Source organism: Amphritea sp., assembly GCF_050300915.1.
Taxonomy (GTDB): Bacteria; Pseudomonadota; Gammaproteobacteria; order Pseudomonadales; family Balneatricaceae; genus Amphritea.
Genome location: NZ_JBNKYN010000015.1, coordinates 49,575 through 69,376 on the forward strand (window position 1 = coordinate 49,575; position 19,802 = coordinate 69,376).

General features: G+C 52.3%; 17 protein-coding genes. 12 read left to right on the top strand and 5 right to left on the bottom strand.

Translation table 11 applies throughout. The features are described from left to right. Positions 1–336: 336 nt before the first annotated feature. From ACQY8X_RS06130 to ACQY8X_RS06145, 4 genes are all read left to right on the top strand, one after another. On the top strand, positions 337–3,681 hold the full coding sequence (locus ACQY8X_RS06130) for a DUF2126 domain-containing protein (protein WP_428034264.1): 3,345 nt from the start codon (positions 337–339) through the stop codon (positions 3,679–3,681). A 51-nt stretch (positions 3,682–3,732) separates the two neighbouring features. Beyond that, positions 3,733–6,291, top strand: a complete 2,559-nt coding sequence (locus ACQY8X_RS06135; protein WP_428034265.1) for a circularly permuted type 2 ATP-grasp protein — start codon at positions 3,733–3,735, stop codon at positions 6,289–6,291. Beyond that, a complete protein-coding gene (locus tag ACQY8X_RS06140; protein ID WP_428034266.1) occupies positions 6,288–7,184 on the top strand; it encodes a transglutaminase family protein in 897 nt (298 codons plus the stop codon). Before ACQY8X_RS06135 ends, ACQY8X_RS06140 begins: the two co-directional genes overlap by 4 nt. An 85-nt stretch (positions 7,185–7,269) precedes the next feature. Continuing rightward, entirely contained in the window at positions 7,270–8,082 is an 813-nt protein-coding gene (locus ACQY8X_RS06145) for a transglutaminase-like domain-containing protein (protein ID WP_428034267.1), read from the top strand. A gap of 50 nt (positions 8,083–8,132) precedes the next feature. Here the strand turns inward: ACQY8X_RS06145 and ACQY8X_RS06150 are convergent, their stop codons facing one another. The 4 genes from ACQY8X_RS06150 to ACQY8X_RS06165 all read right to left on the bottom strand — a co-directional run bounded on the left by ACQY8X_RS06150 (position 8,133) and on the right by ACQY8X_RS06165 (position 12,188). Beyond that, positions 8,133–8,828, bottom strand: coding sequence for a phosphatase PAP2 family protein (locus tag ACQY8X_RS06150; RefSeq protein ID WP_428034268.1), 696 nt, complete (start codon positions 8,826–8,828; stop codon positions 8,133–8,135). Between the two features lie 4 nt (positions 8,829–8,832). Next, complete coding sequence (locus ACQY8X_RS06155; protein ID WP_428034269.1) at positions 8,833–10,344, bottom strand: glycosyltransferase family 39 protein; 1,512 nt, start codon at positions 10,342–10,344, stop codon at positions 8,833–8,835. A 126-nt stretch (positions 10,345–10,470) separates the two neighbouring features. Continuing rightward, positions 10,471–10,875, bottom strand: a complete 405-nt coding sequence (locus ACQY8X_RS06160; protein ID WP_428034270.1) for a hypothetical protein — start codon at positions 10,873–10,875, stop codon at positions 10,471–10,473. 482 nt (positions 10,876–11,357) lie between these two features. Beyond that, the gene (locus ACQY8X_RS06165) at positions 11,358–12,188 is read right to left on the bottom strand and encodes an SH3 domain-containing protein (RefSeq protein ID WP_428034271.1); all 831 of its coding nucleotides are present in this window, start codon (positions 12,186–12,188) and stop codon (positions 11,358–11,360) included. A 280-nt stretch (positions 12,189–12,468) separates the two neighbouring features. On the opposite strand from ACQY8X_RS06165, the gene ACQY8X_RS06170 reads away from it, so the two are divergent. Continuing rightward, positions 12,469–13,704: an EAL and HDOD domain-containing protein gene (locus tag ACQY8X_RS06170; protein WP_428034272.1), complete on the top strand. Its 1,236-nt coding sequence runs from the start codon at positions 12,469–12,471 to the stop codon at positions 13,702–13,704. Positions 13,705–13,865: 161 nt separating this feature from the next. Here ACQY8X_RS06170 and ilvD read toward each other — a convergent pair whose 3' ends face one another. After that, a complete protein-coding gene (ilvD, locus tag ACQY8X_RS06175) occupies positions 13,866–15,701 on the bottom strand; it encodes a dihydroxy-acid dehydratase (RefSeq protein ID WP_428034273.1) in 1,836 nt (611 codons plus the stop codon). A 204-nt stretch (positions 15,702–15,905) separates the two neighbouring features. Here ilvD and ACQY8X_RS06180 point away from each other — a divergent pair, with 204 nt between their 5' ends. The 7 genes from ACQY8X_RS06180 to ACQY8X_RS06210 form a co-directional block, all read left to right on the top strand. Further along, on the top strand, positions 15,906–16,160 hold the full coding sequence (locus tag ACQY8X_RS06180) for a hypothetical protein (RefSeq protein WP_428034274.1): 255 nt from the start codon (positions 15,906–15,908) through the stop codon (positions 16,158–16,160). Beyond that, positions 16,153–16,818, top strand: coding sequence for a Crp/Fnr family transcriptional regulator (locus tag ACQY8X_RS06185; protein ID WP_428034275.1), 666 nt, complete (start codon positions 16,153–16,155; stop codon positions 16,816–16,818). Before ACQY8X_RS06180 ends, ACQY8X_RS06185 begins: the two co-directional genes overlap by 8 nt. Positions 16,819–16,904: 86 nt before the next feature. Continuing rightward, positions 16,905–17,102 carry a YgaP family membrane protein gene (locus ACQY8X_RS06190; protein ID WP_428034276.1) on the top strand — a complete coding sequence of 66 codons (198 nt, stop codon included), beginning with the start codon at positions 16,905–16,907 and terminating at the stop codon, positions 17,100–17,102. 213 nt (positions 17,103–17,315) lie between these two features. Beyond that, a complete protein-coding gene (locus ACQY8X_RS06195; protein WP_428034277.1) occupies positions 17,316–17,864 on the top strand; it encodes a glycine zipper 2TM domain-containing protein in 549 nt (182 codons plus the stop codon). Positions 17,865–17,890: 26 nt separating this feature from the next. Beyond that, a complete protein-coding gene (locus tag ACQY8X_RS06200) occupies positions 17,891–18,196 on the top strand; it encodes a PepSY domain-containing protein (protein ID WP_428034278.1) in 306 nt (101 codons plus the stop codon). 35 nt (positions 18,197–18,231) lie between these two features. Then, on the top strand, positions 18,232–18,924 hold the full coding sequence (locus tag ACQY8X_RS06205) for a response regulator transcription factor (protein ID WP_428034279.1): 693 nt from the start codon (positions 18,232–18,234) through the stop codon (positions 18,922–18,924). Further along, the coding region (locus ACQY8X_RS06210; protein WP_428034280.1) for an ATP-binding protein at positions 18,921–19,802 on the top strand (882 nt) is incomplete at its 3' end. The genes ACQY8X_RS06205 and ACQY8X_RS06210, both read left to right, overlap by 4 nt.

Below are 19,802 nucleotides of genomic sequence, written 5' to 3' on the forward strand. Positions count from 1 at the left end.
ATATAGTTGAAACCTTTGTTGTTGATGCGCTGTTTGAGTGCGGTTCTATTGAAAATGGGCATTTAGCGGTTATTGACAAAACAGTGGCGCCCTTTTGTGGTGCAGAAGCCTTTCGGCAGGCTGGCCAGTGTCAGATATTATTGGCATATGCTGTTAATGTTGAATGGAACCACTATGATGTAAACCATTATAGTTTGTCATAATGAACGGCGATGATGGGTCTCAGGTTGTAAATGCTGGGGGGCTGAACTGGAATTTCATCAGTTGCAGCGCAACCCGGTATAGTTAATCTTGCTATATCCAGAATTGGTTTTATATCGATCTACGGGGTACCGAATGACCATACGAACGGCAATCCATCATATTACTGAGTATCGCTTCGATAAAGCGGTGAACATGTCGCCGCATACCATCAGGCTGCGCCCGGCGGCACATAGCCGGACACCGATCAAAGCGTATTCGTTAAAGATAAGTCCGGAAAATCACTTTATTAACTGGCAACAGGATCCGTTTGGTAACTTCCTCGCCCGCTTGGTGTTTCCGGAAAAATGTGATCATCTGCGTGTTGAAGTTGAAGTGATTGCTGATATGACGGTGATCAACCCGTTCGACTTCTTTCTTGAAGAGTATGCTGAAAAGATTCCGTTTACCTATGAGAAAGAGCTGCTTTCAGAGCTTAAGCCCTATCTGGAGATCGTCGACAACGGCCCCCTGATTCAGGAGTGGGTTCACTCTGTGCCCCGTGAACCGATGCCCACCAATGACTTTCTGGTGTATCTGAACCAGCGGCTGGAAAGTGAAATCGATTATAATATCCGCATGGAGCCGGGTGTACAGACCAGTGAAGAGACGCTGGAGCTGAAGCGGGGCTCCTGCCGTGATACTGCCTGGTTGCTGGTGCAGATACTACGTCACCTGGGCCTGGCGGCGCGTTTTGCATCGGGCTATCTGGTACAGCTGGTGGCGGATGTTAAGGCGCTTGATGGACCATCCGGAACTGAGGTCGATTTCACCGATCTGCATGCCTGGTGTGAGGTGTTTATTCCCGGGGCGGGCTGGATCGGGCTCGATCCGACCTCCGGGCTGTTTGCCGGAGAGGGGCATATTCCGCTGGCCTGTACCCCTTCACCACGATCGGCAGCGCCCATCGCCGGGGGGATAGACCCCTGTGAGGTGGAGTTCTCATTCAGTAATGAAGTCACCCGTATCCATGAAGACCCACGGGTCACCAAACCTTACACTGAACAGCAGTGGCAGTGCATTGAGGCGCTAGGTGCGGCAGTCGACCAGCAACTGCTGGAGCAGGATGTGCGGCTGACCATGGGTGGGGAGCCCACCTTTGTATCGATTGACGATATGGATGGCGCGCAGTGGAATACCGAAGCGCTGGGTGACGATAAACTCCGATTGGCAAAAGATCTGTTGCTGCGGTTGCGGGAAAAATTCGCCCCCGGTGGTTTGCTGCACTATGGCCAGGGTAAATGGTATCCCGGTGAAGAGGTACCCCGCTGGGCGCTGGGATGTTTCTGGCGTACCGATGGGCAGCCTTTGTGGCGTGATTCTAAACTGCTGGCGCGGGTTGATAAAGATTATGGTGTCACCCGTAAAACCGCGAAAAAGTTTGCTCATCTGTTGGCTGAGAAAGCCGGGCTGCCTGCTAAGCGGGTGATGCCTGCTTACGAAGATACGCTTTATTACCTCTGGAAAGAACAGGCGCTGCCGGAGAATGTTGATCCCCTCAAGGCGGATCTCAAAGATGATCTGGAACGTAAGAAGCTGGCACAGCTGTTGTCTCAGGGGCTGGAAAAGCCGGTTGGTTACTGTCTGCCTCTGGGGTGGAACTATACAACCCAGCACTGGCGCTCCAGCCCATGGCCGCTGCGTCGTGATACGCTGACGCTGATCCCGGGTGATTCTCCTATCGGCCTGCGTCTGCCGCTGAATTCGTTGCCGCTGATGACCGATGAAGCGCTTTATCGGGATCATGCGCGCGATCCGTTTGAACCGGTTGGCGGATTGCCGGATGCTGGACAGAGTTCAGCACTGGCCTGTGCCAGTCAGTCTGAATCGGTCGATAACGTGACGACCCCCGTGGAAGTGGTGCGCACCACCCTGTGTATTGAGCCGCGTAAAGGGTGTCTGTATCTCTTTTTGCCGCCGCTTGATCACCTGGAACACTACATTGCACTGGTTGAGCTGATTGAAGACACTGCCGCAGAGCTGGAGGTGCCTGTCGTTATTGAAGGCTATGAAGCCCCAAAAGATGAGCGTATGCGCTGCTTTAAGGTGACCCCTGATCCCGGCGTGATCGAAGTGAATATTCATCCGTCTGATAACTGGCGGGAGCTGTCTGATAATACCCAGATGCTCTATGAAGAGGCGCGCTTGTCACGGCTTGGCGCTGAGAAATTTATGCTTGATGGTCGTCATACCGGCACCGGCGGTGGCAACCATATCACTCTGGGAGCGGCCACCCCAGCTGACAGCCCCTTCCTGCGACGCCCTGATCTGTTGCGCAGCTTTGTTACCTACTGGCAGCATCATCCGGGACTCTCTTATCTGTTTTCCGGTATGTTTATCGGCCCTACCAGTCAGGCTCCCCGTGTTGATGAAGGCCGGGAAGAGATGCTTTATGAGCTGGAAACTGCTTTTGATCTGATGCCCGAGGGTATTGTTGATCAGCCCTGGCTGATTGACCGGCTGATGCGTAATTTGTTGGTAGATATTACCGGTAATACCCATCGGTCTGAGTTCTGTATTGATAAACTCTATTCGCCGGGTTTGTCATCCGGGCGTCAGGGACTGTTGGAGTTCCGAGGCTTTGAGATGCCACCGCACCCGCAAATGGCGCTGGTGCAGGCGTTGCTGATTCGCTGCCTGATGGCGCGTTTCTGGCAGGAGCCGTACAAAAAGCCGCTGGTTCGCTGGGGTACAGAGCTACATGACCGCTTTATGATGCCGCACTATGTCTGGTCTGACATCCGTGAAGTGGTTAAAGATCTGCAGGATCATGGTATTCCGTTCCAGCAGGAATGGCTGGCACCGTTTGAAGAGTTCCGCTTCCCTCACTATGGCAGTGTTAATATTGATGATGTCCGGATTGAGTTGCGCTGGGCAATCGAACCCTGGCATGTACTGGGTGAAGAGGTCGGCAGTTTTGGTACTGCGCGCTTTGTTGACTCCTCCGTTGAGCGTTTGCAGGTTAAAGTGGAAGGGCTGACGCCAGACCGGTATGTGCTGGCCTGTAATGGTCGGCGCATCCCGCTTCGTTCTACCGGGCGCCATGGAGAGTTTGTCGCCGCGGTACGCTACAAAGCCTGGGCACCGCAGTCGGCACTGCATCCGACTATCGGAGTGCATTCGCCACTGATCTTCGATCTGATAGACACCTGGAACGGACAAACCATCGGTGGTTGTAGCTACCATGTGGTGCATCCCGGTGGACGCAGCTATGAAACTTTCCCGATCAATGCTTTCGAAGCCGAATCCCGGCGTATCAACCGTTTCGGCAATACAGAACATACGCCAACACCTCCGGCGACTACTCATATGCCGGAATTCACGGGTATCCGGGAGTTCTTTGCTAATAATGCGCCGCCACGGCCGATGGCGCCGCCTGCGGAGATGCCTACAAATGAGTATCCGCATACCCTTGATCTGCGCAGACAGATGGAAACGTAGTAAAGTCATGTCATACTATGCAGCCTGATATAACTTTGGTACCGATACCCGATGGAAAAACGAGCCGCAGAAAACCTTGATGGGTTGCAGTATTCAGCAGCAGGCTCTGGATACGATGAGGTCTATGGAGACCAGTCACAGATTCAGGCACATTGGCAGTATCTGCTTGATGGCCTGAAAACTCTGGGTGCTCAGGGGATCCATGAGCGTCAGCTAAAGGCTGAGCGCATTCTGCGTGATGATGGTGCAACCTATAACAGCGGTTCGCCAACGGGTACAACCTGGCAGCTCGATCCGGTGCCTGCGCTGATCTCCAGTGAAGAGTGGGCTGGCATCGAAGCAGGCTTACAGGAGCGGGCCGAGCTTCTGGATCTGCTACTGAAGGATCTCTACGGTCCGCGAGAGCTGATTCGTCTGGGTATCTTGCCGCCAGAACTTCTCTATAGCCATGGCGGCTTTTTGCGTGCCTGTGACGGGTTGTCATTACCTGGTGAACATCAGCTGGTGATGCATGCAACCGATATGGTACGTGATCATCAAGGCCGCATGCAGGTCATTGGTGATCGCACTCAGGCACCCAGTGGTTCCGGTTATGCTCTGGAAAACCGTACGGTGATGTCCCGGGTACTGCCCTCGCTGTTCCGCGACAGCCATGTGCACCGCCTGTCACTGTTTTTTCAGTCATTGCGACTGAAACTTAACAGTCTTGCCAGCGCAATCACTGATGAGCAGCCGCGCATCGTTATTCTGACCCCGGGTTCCTACAGCGAAACCTATTTCGAACACACCTATCTGGCCAACTACCTGGGGTTTCCCCTGGTGCAGGGCAGCGACCTGCGGGTCAGTAAAGGGTATCTGTGGATGAAATCGCTGGGAGGACTGGAGCGGGTCGATGTGGTGCTGCGCCGGGTTGATGATTTTTACTGTGACCCGGTTGAACTGAAAAGTGATTCCCGTCTGGGGGTGCCCGGGTTGCTTGAAGTGGTGCGTGCCGGGCGTGTGATCGTTGCCAATCCTATGGGCTCCGGGTTTCTGGAGAATCCGGCATTGTTGCGTTATCTGCCGCAGATTGCTAATCACTTTCTGGGGCGAGAGCCACTCCTCTCTTCGGTGAAAACCTATTGGTGCGGAGATCCACAGGACCTCACCTACGTAATTGAAAATATTGATAAACTGGTAATTAAAACCTGCTTCCGCAAACCCTCTGAACAGAGTGTTTTTGGTTCTTCGCTGGATCAGAAAGGCCGTCTGGCTCTGATCGATAAGATCCGTTACGAACCATTGCAGTTTGTCGCCCAGGAATATATCCGGCCATCAACCACGCCGTCCTGGAAAGACAGCCAGTTATTACCCCGACCTTCGATTCTGCGCGGTTTCTCTGTTGCCAGCAACTCCTCGTACAATGTTATGCCTGGCGGCCTGACCCGGGTAGGTAATGTGGCTGACAGCCTTAACCTGAGTAACCTCAGAGGAGCGATCAGTAAGGATACCTGGATATTGGCTTCAGAGCCTGAGAAGCAAGTCTCTCTGCTTGAAACCCGGCCGCTACAGGCTCCGGCTCATGCTCCAACGCAGCCCCGTAATGCCTTCCCTTGCCGGGTGGTTGAAAACCTTTACTGGATGGGCCGCTATGCGGTCCGTGCTGAGTCGGCGCTGCGATTACTCCGGACTGTGTTTGTGCAGCTTAACAGCACCTATCATATGCCAAAAGAGACACGCCAGGTGCTGTTACAAACCGTGACTCAGGTGACTACGACCTATCCGGGATTTACCTTGTCAGATGCGACAACCACCTCGCAACCGGAAGCGGAGCTGCTGGCGGTCGTTCTGGATGGCAAGCGCAGTGGTAGTATTACCGCAAACCTGAACGCCTTGCTGGAGTGTTCCGATCAGGTTCGCGAGATGCTTTCGGCGGATACCCAGCGGGTTATTAACGATCTGAGGGATGAGCTGGCAGGCCTGGCTGATGCGTTTAAGCAGGGCTTGACGGCGGCTCCGGAAGAGGCCCTCGATCCTCTGGTTACCACGTTGCTGGCGCTGTCAGGCTTATGGCAGGAAAGTATGGTGCGAGGCCTTGGCTGGCGCTTTATCGATATGGGGTTGCGGGTAGAAAAGGCGCTGCAGGGGCTCTCTCTGATTCGTTCCTCTTTGGTGCCGGTACTGCCTGAATATCAGCAATTACAGGTGCTTGAGTCGATACTCTTAAGTTCTGAAGTGCTGATAACCTTCCGTCGCCGTGATCATTCCGGTAGTGATATGTCGCAGGGCTTAGAGCTGCTGTTGCATGACAGCAGTAACCCACGCTCAGTGTTCTATCAGGTTGATCAGTTGCGCCGTCATCTGGATGTCTTGCCTTCCTCTGTCCATGGGGCTGGTCTGGCAGAGGAGGATCGCTTTATGCTTGAAGCCTCTTCTGCAATTCAGCTGAGTTCACTGGATGCACTGGTCGCTGCAGATGCCAAAACCATGACCCGTGCGGCGCTGGATCAGTTGTTGGCCCGTTTGCAGTATCTGTTACAGGAAACCTCTAACCAGATTAGCACTAAATACTTTGATCAGATCAAGGTGCACCAGCAGCTTGTGCGCACCGATTGGGATGAGGAACTATGATCTATCGCATTCGTCATATCACCCATTATGAATATGAAAAGCCGGTGACGCTGTGTTACAACCGTGCTTACCTGTTACCCCGGGATACTGAGTATCAAAGCTGCACTGAGAGCCAGATTCAGATCTCCCCAGCCCACACACTGGGGCAGCAGCGCAGCGATTATTTTGGCAATAAAGCCTATTTCTTTTCGCTGGAACAGCCCCATCGGGAGTTGAAGATCGATGTCACCTCCGTCATTCGTGTGCATGAGAGTAAGTATGCCCGTGAGTGCGAGCTTGATCTGGACTTCGGTAATACCTGTGCCCAGGCGCTGCTGGCGCTGCAGGAGAGTCGTGAGCTGCCAGTATTGGAAGCCCGGGAGTTTGTCCTTAATTCACCGATGATCAAGACGGCGTCATCGCTGCGAGAGTATGCCCGCGCCTCCTTTGGCAGCAATCGACCGCTGCTCTCAGCTGTACGTGAGTTGACCGAGAGAATTTATACCGATTTCACCTACGACCCGGAGTCCACCAGTATTGCAACGCCACTCGATGAGGTGCTGCTGAACAAGCGCGGCGTTTGTCAGGATTTTGCTCATCTGGCGATTGGCTGCCTGCGTTCGTTAGGTTTTCCGGCTCGTTATGTCAGCGGCTATCTGGAAACCTTGCCGCCGCCAGGACAGGAAAAACTGGTTGGCAGTGATGCCTCACATGCCTGGTTTGCTGTCTTTTCTCCGGGTGAAGGGTGGTTTGAGTTTGATCCGACTAATAACAATATGCCTGCTGAACACCATATCACCACTGCCTGGGGGCGGGATTATGGCGATGTCTCGCCATTAAAAGGGGTATTTTTTGATGGGGGGAAAAGTCAGAAATTGAGTGTCTCAGTCGATGTCAGCAGGCTGCAAAACTAAGATTATTGCTTCTTATCCAGGTATTGAGTAAAGGCTCAATGGTGGTTTGAGAAATTTCGCTAATATCAACCGCAAGGATTGTTATATGTGGTTACAAACGAGCTGTGATCTTGTTTTCGACATCTCTCTGCCCACCCCCTTCGTGCTGATGCTGCGTCCACGCAGTGGCGCTCTTCAATGGATCGCCCGGGAGGAGTATAAGATTGTTCCAAGTCTGCCGGTGATGGAGTTTACCGATAATTATGGCAACCTGTGTCAGCGTCTTGTCGCCCCGGTCGGTAGCTTTTCGATCCATACATCAGCCCGGGTAATGACTGCCGATACCCTTGATCGGGCTCCTGGAGCGGCTTTTGTTGAGGTGCAGAACCTGCCTGATACGGTCCTTAGTTACCTTCTGCCGAGCCGTTATTGTGAGTCAGACCGTTTTGGTCAGATGGCGACGCAGATCACTGCTGATTGTCTGCCGGGTTATGACCAGGTGGCGGCAATCGAAGCCTGGCTGCGGAACAGTTTTCGTTATGAGCCGGGTGTCAGTGATCTGCTGCTATCGGCACAGGAGGTTAATCAACAGCCGTCTGGCGTGTGCCGCGATCTGGCGCATCTGGGTATCGCCCTGTGCCGCAGCCTGTGTATCCCCGCGCGGATGGTGGTGGGCTATCTGCATGAGTTGTATCCGATGGATCTGCATGCCTGGTTTGAAGCTTACGTCGGTGGCCGCTGGTACACCTTTGATGCCACTCAGTACGAGTTTAATCAGCTAACCCGTAAAGGGGGATATGTCACCCTGGGCTATGGCCGGGATGCTGCCGATGTGGCTATTTTTAATCAGTATGGCCCGGCAGTTTTTCCCATCGTGCAGCAGGTAAGCGTGCAGTTGTGTGACAATGAGGCGGGCTGAAAACCTTGGCGCTAATAGCGTGGGCTGAAGCCGCAGGAGAGTGATCGTACTTACTGGGAGGTATTATGCAGCGGGTGTCTGAAGCCAAACAGCCCCCCCGTTAGTGAGATAACAAAGTAGACTGCCCAGAACGCAAACAGTACGTCGCTGAAGAAGTGTCCCCCCTGAACGATGCGGGTCAGACCGAGTACAACCCCCACCATGCAGCCTCCCCAGAATGCCCGCCGTGAGCTGAATAGCCATCCCAGAATCATAAAGTAGAAGCCCATTGCTGCGTGGCCGCTGACGAACGAGCAGTTTCTACTGCAGGCGCCAGAGTATACGAATGCCGGGGTGAACTGCTTATCGCCGCCAAAATTTTCCACCTGTACCGGGCGTGCACGACCGATAGAGTTGTCTTTCAGAACCGTGTTTACCAGTAATCCGGGGCCTAAAATAAGGGCGGTTAAGAGAAAGGTGATGCTCCACTTACGATAGTTTTTTAGCTTTAGCTTGTTAAACCTGATCATCAGGCCTGCAAAGATCAGCCCGAGCAGAATCGGGATATGGATCATCGCAAACAACCGATAGATAAACTGAATTATAGGGTTGTCGTTATAGGTAAACTGCTGGGTTTGCGGGTCATAAAACAGTCCTGCGATAAACAGATCGATTTCAGGAAAAGTGATAAACACAACCATACAGAGCAGAAACAGCAGCAGGGCCCACCGGTTATTCAGGAGTATCTGACGGCTTCGGTTAAACATGCTGTTACTGATCCGTTGCTTGTTTGATCCCTTTAAAGCCACTGACCTTGTACAGTCGGGCTGAGCGGGAAAAATTGCTATAGAGAGGCAGGGTCTGTTCGGTCAACAGCGTTACATCCGTGAAGTAGCGTTTCAGTTTGGCTTCTACATCATGCTCACTGACAAATAGAAACCGGGTCTCTTTGCTGCGGGAAAGGGGGTATTGAAGCTCGTAGTGATCTTCAATATAGCTGTCATCACTGAGCGCGACCCCTGTAAAGTCCTGCGGTGTGATGTAGTAACCAAAATAAGCCAGCAGCTTCCGGGAGTCGCTGGAGAGTTTGTAGTCAGGGTACTGATCAAACCAGGGCTGAAACTGGTGTACAAATTCAGGCCAGCCGAGGATGCGTTTATAGGGGTCAGTCCCCCATTTACGCTCGATCCCCAGGGCATTTGTCAGTGAACCGTAGTGATAGAACCCGACCGAAAGCAGTAGATTGAGCACCAGGCCGGCCAGCAGTAAACGATAACCTTTGACCTGACTCAGGTAGTAACCCGTCAACAGGGCTGCTCCGACGTAGGCCGGACCAGCCCAGTTAACGTTAGCGCGCGCCATAAAGGCCTGAATTGACAGTACTGCGAAGGTGGGCCAGAACAGGCTCCAGAGGAGTTTTTCAATGTCAGTGCGAGGCTGGCGTCGCAGTCCCCTGATAATCATATAGATCAGAAAGACCGGGCCAAACACAAACAGCTGACCACTCCAGAACTCCAGCAATCGGCTAACACTCAGTGAGCTGCTGCTCTGGTGGGATATTTCAGCCGTATGCTGGAAACTGATAAAGTCGTGCTGATAGTTCCAGTAGAGGTTAGGAAGCAGAAAGCTGAGTGCCAGCAGGCAGGTGAGCCAGAAGCGCGGGTTGAGCAGTAACTGACGTCCCACAGCGCTAAAAACGGCATAAAGTAAAAAAGTGGTCGGTAGAATAATAAAGGTATATTTCGACAGCAGCCCTAGTCCGCCAGCTATCCCCGCCAGCAACCACCAGGCGCCGTTGTTACTCTCTTTGGCTCGCAGAAAGGCGTAGAAACAGAGACTCCAGAAGAAAATCAGTGGTGCATCGGTGGTAATAAACAGGCTGTTAAACCCTATCAGAGGCATCAGCAGAAATATTGCGCCACTGAACAGGGCTGCTTTGGTCGCCGTGTCTTTATGGTTTGAAAAGCGCGCGGCGGTGAGATAAATCATAATTGCCGCGGCACTGTATAACAGCGGAGACGCCAGCTTGACCGCCCATTCGGCATTGCCAAAAATGGCGGTGGTCAGTGCGATCAGCCAGCCCACCATCGGGGGTTTGGAGTAATAGCCCCAATCAGGTGTTTGTGCCCAGCCAAGATAATAAGCTTCATCATAGAAGAGGGTGATTGGCGTGCTGAGAACGATCCATTCACGGTAGCAGAACAGGGCGATAATAAGGGCCAGAAACCAGCGGAATGGATGTGCGGTGAATAGCGTGGTTGAGTTGGATGGTGCAGCAGGCATTCTTTTGTTCCGGACTGACAGGTTGTATGTCCGGCAATCGGCCGGTGTTCTGTTTGGGGAGGTAAGTTTAACAGACCCCCCCAGGCAAAGAAATGTCCGGCTATGGATGCTCGCCGAGTCGTATAATCAGAGCAGCCCCTTGACTTGCAGCATCAGCCGCAGCCGCTCAGAGATTTCGATCTCCATATGGCGCAACGCTTCAGGTTCTTCTGTATGTTTAAAGTCCCAGCGGATATGTTGCTGGTCTGTAGCTATTTCTGGCAAGGCATCGTGGCTTTTGTCACACAGGGTGATAATGGTATCGAACTGCTCAACGGCCATTGAGTCCAGACTTTTGCTGCTTGGTTTTATCTCATTGCCATTCAGCTGGGTTACCCACTCTGCGATCTGTTCAGGAATAGGCTGAGGCTCGGTGCCGGCACTTTTGGCAATGACTCTGCCGCGCCCCATTTTATTGGCTAGTGCTTCAGCAATTTGCGAGCGAATCGCGTTGTGTCGGCACACAAAAAGAATTTTATGAGGTGCTGTCATACTGAGTTGTCCATTGTTCAGGCTATTTATTGGCAGACAGGTTAACTGAAGTAAGAGAAAACTATAAGAAGGCGTGTCGCTTCTTTTTTATCTATGGATATTCCGCAGTGAAAGGCTGCAGTATCGGTCAGGAGATCAGGCTGACTTAGACGCTGGGTCGCTGGCATCCTCAGGGTAGCTCAGAATGCTCCACTCGTGGGGGACATTGGTTAAGCGCAGCAGGTGATGGCAAGTGCTGCATTCATATACCGTATCATTGTAAATATGATTGCGCTCGCGCAAATTTTCATGAGCTTGGGTGAGTTTGTTTTGCACCAGCAAAAAGCATTCACTGCACAGTCTTCGTTGTTCCATCAACGCATAACCTCCATATAGTCAAACAAGTGTTTGAATGACTATAAAGGTATCGCTCCGGAATTGGTACCCTGAGAGGTAAATATTGTTTGATTCGGGGTGTTATCTGAGTGTGTGGATATTGAGGCCTAACGGGTAGGTAAGCTAATCAGACACCGGCCCGCTTTCAAGGCTACATGGGCTGCTTCGGCCGATTCTGAGGCCGGAGACCACTCGACAATAACGGAGGTGTTGGATAAAGACTGGCTAATCTGACGGGTATTGCTTAACTCGTATAACGTTTGAATATTATCTTTGTTTGTTACCAGCGCGGTGGCTGAGCAGGTGATGCTAGATTGCTGATTCAGGTTCAGGTAGGCGTCCAGGTCTTCAGGCAGTCTGAGTTTGAATAGTAGCTGGCAGAATTCATACGCGGCAGTGTGCAGGTTCTTACGGCAGGTTTTACTGACCGATTCAATATCAACGCCGTTATCAACATGCCCGGGTATCGCCTGATCATCGGCAGTGTTGCTTTGTGCGGAGAGACTCTGGGGTGTCGATTCTATGTCAGTTGCCGTCGCAGAGGGCTGATAAGCAATACCATCGGTTGTATTGGCAGTCTCCATGTTAACCGGGATCAGCGCAGGTTCCGGGCGGTGAGCCTGAGTTTCAGTCTCTGATTGTTCTTCCGGTGGTGCTAGTAGCACCGGGGTTCTTGAAAGCACGTTTACATAGTGAATAGAGATAAACCCGCGGCCATCGTCCAGGTGGACCCAGTCTCGTTGATCGGTGGTGGTGACGGTGAGCCGATCCCCGGCGTTTAATACGCCGACCACCGGGCTGTGGGTTGATCTGGTCTCCCTGATATTCAGTACAGTTGAACGGATCTCTACTTCGAGGCGCTCAGCCGCATAGATCGACTGCGGCAGAATTAAGCTAAGCAGGAGCAGGCAGAAAATAGAGATGCGTTGTACGATCATGGCGTATTTAATTCAATAAGAGCATCATCGGCGATCCCTGGCGTGGGCTGATGTTTGCACGTTTGGTTTTTTGAATATGCCCGACATCCACTGTTTGAGCGGACTTCAGGGTATTGCCCATTAACTGTAGGGTCAATATCTAACTGCCTAAACTGGGGGCTTAAAATCTGTTTATTAATAAGACAGATGATATAAACAGATTATGGTTTTTTTCTCAGTGATCTCTTACGCTGAAGCAGGTTGAGTTATACTGGGTGAATATGCGATCAGGGGATAAATTGTGAGTATTGCGATAAGTGAAGATGTGCTGACAGATGGATCAGTTCTGTTGGCCAGACAACCGGTATTTAATAAGAGCCAGGATGTACAGGCCTATAGTTTGCTCTATCGTTCAGATAATGGCTGCTTACCGACGGAGTTTTCCGATGAGCAGGCAACGGCATCTGTGATTCTGAATAATTATGCGGTTGCATCCTGTGATGGGAAAACTAAACACTTACCGCTTTTTGTCAAACTGACGCAAAGTATGCTGCTTTCCGACATGCTGCCTAATCTGCCCCGTGAAAGTGTTATTTTTGAACTGCTACGGGAGGATGGTATCTCCAAAGAGCTGTTGTCGGTGCTGCGGCAGCGCAAAGAGGAGGGTTACCGTTTTGCTTTGACCCACTATACGGGGGATAAAGCGCAAACCCCACTGCTGGACCTGATGCACGTCGTAAAGATCGATATCCAGCGTCATGACGATGCGGAATTGAAAAAGCTGGTCACTTTCTGTAAGCCATATCGGGTACACCTGTTAGCGGATAAAGTTGAAAGTCAGGATGATTTCAGGCGCGCGATAGGATTTGGTTTTAACCTGTTCCAGGGATATTTTCTCTGTCGCCCTGTGTCCATTAAAGGCAAGAGCTTCGGCAGTGCTAAAGTGTTGATTATGGAGCTGCTGGCGGAACTGAATAACTCTGCCGCGACCGCTCAGTCGGTCGAACAGATTGTGATCAATGATCCGGCGATGACCTATAAGATATTGCGACTGGTTAACTCTGCCGCATTCAGTACGCCAAAACAGATTGAATCAATATCCCATGCGGTCTCGCTGATTGGTATGGATCAGCTGAAGAAGTGGGCTACGCTGTTTTTACTTAGCGGACAGTCGGGTAAGCCGGTTGAGCTGACCCGGGTGATGCTGATTCGCGGACGGATGTGTGAACTGCTGGCCGAGATGCTTAGTTATTCACAACCCATCAACTTCTTTATGGTAGGACTGCTGTCTCAGCTTGATGCGATGATGGATACTGAGATGCAGGTACTGCTGGATCAGATCCCTCTGGATGATTCGATCAAAGACGCCATTCTAACCCGGGTGAATCAGATGGGTGAAATCCTTACAGAGGTGCAGCACTATGAGCGTGCTGAATGGACTGAGATGCGTAACCTGTTAGAGCGACCATACTATGAAGTAGCTTATCGCCACAGTCTGAACTGGGCTGATCAGGTGCTGGCATCATTGCAGGAATAATCGTCAACTTCTTTGAGAAGCGTTGTACTATCGACTGTTGGTGACAGCAGCGCCGCTGCGGTTTATCTGGCAGGGGTTTAGCCGCTAAAGTAATCTGCAGGCATAAAAAAAGCAACCCATGAATGAGGCTGCTTTTTTATGCTGCTGAACTGCCCGGAGGATTAATCTTCCAGCTTGGACAGATCCCGAACGGCACCTTTGTCTGCAGAGGTTGCCAGCAGTGCGTAGGCTTTCAGCGCTGCGGATACTTTGCGGGGACGCTGCTCAACCGGTTTCCAGCCAATGGCATCCTGCTCTGCACGGCGCTGATCCAGCTCTTCATCGGACAGCAGTACATCGATGGTGCGGTTGGGAATATCGATACGGATGCGGTCGCCGTTGCGAACCAGACCGATGGCGCCACCTGCGGCTGCTTCCGGAGAAACGTGTCCGATAGACAGGCCTGATGTACCACCGGAGAAACGACCGTCGGTCAGCAGTGCACACTCTTTACCCAAACCTTTGGATTTGATGTAAGAAGTTGGGTAGAGCATCTCCTGCATACCCGGGCCACCTTTAGGGCCTTCGTAACGGACGATAACCACATCGCCCGCTTTAACCTTGTCATCAAGGATATTGGCAACTGCTTCATCCTGAGATTCAGTGATGTGAGCCGGGCCTTCAAATACCAGAATGGAGTCATCCACACCGGCGGTTTTGACCACACAACCATCCAGTGCAATATTACCGCGCAGCACGGCCAGTCCGCCTTCCTGCGAGAAGGCGTGTTCCAGTGAACGGATACAACCGTTGGCACGGTCACCATCCAGGGTCGGCCAGCGGGTTGCCTGACTGAAGGCCACCTGAGTCGGAATGCCCGCAGGACCCGCCTTATAAAACTCCATCACCTCTGGCGACGGGTTGCGCATGATATCCCATTTATCGAGTGCGTCTTTCATCGTCGGCGCATGCACGGTCGGGGTGTCGGTGTGCAGTCTGCCTGCCCGGTCCAGTTCTCCCAGAATCGCCATGATGCCGCCGGCACGATGCACGTCTTCGATATGGTATTTGGGGGTGTTAGGGGCCACTTTGCACAACTGAGGTACCGTCCGTGACAACCGGTCAATATCGGTCATGGTGAAGTCGATTTCGGCTTCCTGAGCGATGGCCAGCAGATGCAGGATAGTATTGGTTGAACCGCCCATGGCGATATCCAGGGTCATCGCGTTCTCGAAGGCTTTAAAGCCCATGGAACGTGGCAGCAGCGATTCATCATCCTGTTCGTAATAACGCTTAGCCATCTCAACGATGCTGCGGCCAGCCTGCAGAAACAGCTCTTTACGGTCAGCATGAGTCGCCAGCACTGTGCCGTTACCGGGCAGGGCCAGTCCCAGCGCTTCCGCCAGACAGTTCATTGAGTTCGCGGTGAACATACCGGAGCAGGAGCCGCAGGTAGGACAGGCGGAGCGCTCGACAGCATCAACCATCTCGTCAGAGGCGCCCGGATCAACCGCCATCACCATCGCATCAACCAGATCCAGTTTATGCTCAGACAGTTTGGTTTTTCCCGCTTCCATCGGCCCGCCGGAAACAAAGATTACCGGAATGTTGAGGCGCATAGCCGCCATCAGCATCCCCGGGGTGATCTTGTCACAGTTGGAGATACACACCAGCGCGTCGGCACAGTGGGCATTCACCATGTACTCAACGGAATCCGCGATAATATCCCGCGATGGCAGGGAATAAAGCATGCCGTCGTGACCCATGGCGATACCGTCATCAATCGCAATGGTATTGAACTCTTTGGCTACACCGCCGGCTTTTTCAATCTCACGGGCGACCAGCTGGCCCATATCTTTCAGGTGGACATGACCGGGAACGAACTGGGTGAAGGAGTTGGCGATAGCGATGATCGGCTTTTGAAAATCGTCATCCTTCATCCCCGTGGCGCGCCAAAGTGCGCGGGCACCGGCCATATTTCGACCTGCGGTGGAGGTCTTGGAGCGATATTGTGGCATGCACAGATCCTCTGCGGCTGTAGTGGGTTTTTATATAAGACCGCGGATTATAGCAAAACTCTCAGCGGGAATACCTAACAATCCTGCGAATAAACATATCTGTTTGGCCTATGGTTATTCACACATCTCCAGGCCGACGAAGGCAGACTATTGTTTCGCCTTATAAAATCGTATTCTAACGGATAAAGATTTGTGGAGGTGGTAATGGTTCTGGATAAAAAACAGATACGTTCTGATCGCTGGCTGAAGATGATGATGCGCACCGGCGTGCCGGTGGCTATCGTCAGTATTCTTTGTCTCTGGCTGGGGCAGTTACTGTCATCCCCGGCGCTGGGTAGCGTCTTTCTGGTGACGATGCCGATCGCGTTGCTGGTTGGCTTTAGTTACAACATTCGTTACATCATGCTGGCAGTGCGCGCCCGGCGCGAGGCGGCAGAAAAGTCGGCGGGCCATGAGTGATATCAGCTCGCTAATTGAGCAGTTTGCGCTGCTGCAGCAGCTTGATGACGCAGGGCTTGAAATACTCAGCCGTGCGCACCGGGTTGAGTTACCTGCCGGTCAGGTAGTGTTTCATCAGGGAGATGCCTGCAGCCATTACATTATTGTGGTTGCCGGTGTGGTGAAAGTGCTGGGTCGTAACGCCAATGGCCGGGAGCTGGTGTTGTACCGCATTGAGAACCAGGGTTCCTGTGTGCTGACCACTTCCTGCCTGCTGGGGGCCGAAGATTATCCGGCAGAAGGGGTGACTGAAACAGAGGTTACGGCCTTTCTCATTCCGCTGGCAGAGTTTCAGCGGGCGATTGCTGAGTCAGAAGGGTTGCGGCGATTTATATTTGACTCTTATGGAGAGCGTCTGGCGAAGCTGATTGGTCTGGTGCAGGAGATCGCCTTCGAGCGTATTGAAAAACGGCTGGCACGTTATCTGATTGAGCATGTTGGTCCTGGCTTCATTTTGCTCACCTCTCATCAGGAGATAGCCGATGAACTGGGGACCGCGCGCGAGGTTATCAGTCGACAGTTGAAAGTGTTTCAGCAGCAGGAGTGGGTTGCCCTGAGTCGCAATCAGGTGCTGTTCCTCAATAAAGAAGCGCTGAAGCGGATCGCCAGAGAGAACTAATTCATCTGTGTGTGACTTTGTCACAGACTTTATGGATTTCCGGGCACATACTTATATCAACGCTGAATAATTCTGAGGATGGGAAAATGGAAAAGAATATTGGCTCTGTTGATAAAGCGGTGCGTGTTCTGGTTGGTCTGGTGCTGATTGCGCTGGTGTTTGTCGGTCCGCAAACTGTTTGGGGCTGGATCGGTGTACCGGTAATTGCCATCGCTTTGTTTGGCTGGTGTCCGTTATACCGGGTGCTGGGTGTTAGTACCTGTAAAAAATGTGCCACTAAGTAATCTTCTGCGGGTGCGATAAAAGCACCGACTGTCTGTTTTGAACCGGCCTTTTAGGCCGGTTTTTGTTTATCTGGAAGTGTGGCGGGGTTAACGCAAAAGCGCAGTGTAAAGAAAGGTAAAGTTGTGGCAGGCAATTTACAGTTCAGGATTGGTTCAGTCCTGTAGCACGACAATAGGCTACATACTCCAAAGAACAGAGATGGGAGAGTAGTCATGAAAAAGATCATTGCAGGCAGCCTTATCGCACTGGGACTTGTTTCCGGTATGGCTCAGGCGGATTCCCGCTTTAAAGAGAATAAGTCGCATCGGGAATATGCCCGGGTAACCCATGTTGAACCGATCGTGGTTCAGACTGAGCGTCGCATCCCCCGTCGTGAGTGCTGGGAAGAAGATGTGCGTTATGAAACTCGGGACTATCAGCGAAAGTCATACACAGGGCCTATACTTGGCGGTATTATCGGTGGAGCGATCGGTAATGAGTTGGGGGCTGGCCAGGATAACAAAAAGGTAGGGGCCGTGGTTGGCGCGGTTTTGGGGGCTTCTATCGGCAACGATCTCAGTCATAACCGCGCTCATCGTGGGAACAACGTTGAGTATCGCACCGAAACCCGCTGTAATGTACAGCATGATGTTGAGTATTATGAACGGGTAACCGGCTATAAAGTGACCTACCGTTATAATGGCCAGACTTATCAGACCCGTATGGATCGTGATCCGGGTAAGAGGATCGAAGTGCGTGTACATGTCACGCCACTATCCTGAGATGTTGTAAATAATTGGTGATCATAATGTACAGAGCTTTTTCCTATGTTCTTCCTGTGCTGCTCGTGGTGGTGATGTCTGCTACCACGGCGGTTGCAGGAGCGGGTAGGCTCACACCGGAATTCAGAATTGATGCCATAGATATTGCGGCTAACAGGGTATCGCTGCAGCAGGCAGCGGCTATGGCTAAGCAGAATCATGGTGGTAAGGTTGTAAAGGCGGAAACCCTGAGTCGTGGAGGGCGGTTAGTACATCATATCCGGCTGGTGAATAATGGCCGGGTGAAGACAGTACTGATTGATGCCGAGACAGGGCAGGAGCTATCCCCTTAAGGGGTGTCCGCTATCCACAGGAATGGAGTGACAGAATGAAACTGCTGGTAATTGAAGATGATATGGATCTGCGCCGTCAACTGGTGACGGCGCTGAATGATAGCGGCTACACCGTCGAGGAAGCTGAAGATGGTGAAGAGGGGCTCTATCTTGGCAACGAGTTTCCCTACGATCTGGCGGTGGTTGATATCGGTTTGCCGAAACTGTCCGGTGTCGAGGTTATTCGTGGCTGGCGTAAAAATGATATCAACTTCCCGGTGATTATTCTCACGGCCCGGGGGGACTGGCAGGATAAAGTTGAGGGCCTGGAAGCGGGTGCCGATGACTATCTGGTAAAGCCATTTCATATTGAAGAGCTGATGGCCCGACTGAATGCTCTGCTGCGCCGGGCGGCGGGCCATGCCAAGCCGATGCTTGAGTTTGGGCCGCTGAAGCTGGATAGCAGTGGCCGCAATGTCTATCTGAACGAGAGCTCCGTTAAACTGACCAGTTATGAATATCGCACCCTGGAATATCTGATGTTGAATGCTGGCAAGGTGATCTCTAAAAGTGAACTTACTGAACACCTCTACCATCAGGATTTTGACCGCGACAGTAATGTTCTGGAGGTGTTTATCCGGCGTCTGCGACAGAAGCTGGACCCGGATCAGTCGCTGCAGCCTATCGCTACGGTGCGGGGGCTGGGTTACCGCTTTGAGCTGCCAGCAGGTGCTGTAAACAACGCATGATGCCCCGTGCTCTTCGCGCGCGCCTGTTGCTCGCCTCGTTACTCTTGTTGCCGGTGTTCTTTGGTCTCACCGGCTTTGCGCTGCAGCAGGCGTTCCACCATAGTCTGGAAGCGGCAGAAGAGGAACGCCTGAAACTGCAGGTGTATCTGATTCTTGGTGCGGCGGAGCTTAAGGGTGACCGTATTATGATTCCTGACACCCTGCAGGAACCCCGTTATGCTCAGGTTGAGTCCGGCCTGTATGGTTTCCTTCATGACAGTAAAGATATGCTGGTGTGGTATTCAGAATCGGCCAAGCTGCTGACCGATGCATTGGTTGATCAGCTGCAAGTAGAGGGGCTCAATACCGGCGACTCAAGATTCTACCGCTTGCCTGATCACGGTGTTTTTGTCTACCAGTTTGCGCTGTTGTGGGAGATCGCCGGACGGGAGCATAACTATGTGTTTACTGTGCTGGAATCGGATAACCAGGTAAAAACTGAACAGAAAGCATTTAATGCTCAGCTATGGGGTTGGCTGGGTGCGGCTATTTTTCTCTTCCTGCTGGTGGAGACTGCGCTGATCCGCTGGGGACTGAAACCTCTGACCCGGCTGGCAGACGATCTGAAACGGATTGAACAAGGGCAGAGCGATATATTGACCGGCGAGTACCCCTCCGAGGTGCAGGCGGTGACCGATAATCTCAATCTGTTGATAACCAACGAACGTCTGCAACGGGAACGATACCGCAACACCCTGGGGGATCTGGCGCACAGCCTTAAAACCCCGCTGGCGGTTATCCGTGGTGCGCGCCAGGAGCGCCTCAGTTTTGCTGAGTATCAGACTCTGGTGACCGATCAGGCTGCGCGTATGGATCAGATCGTGCAGTACCAGCTGTCC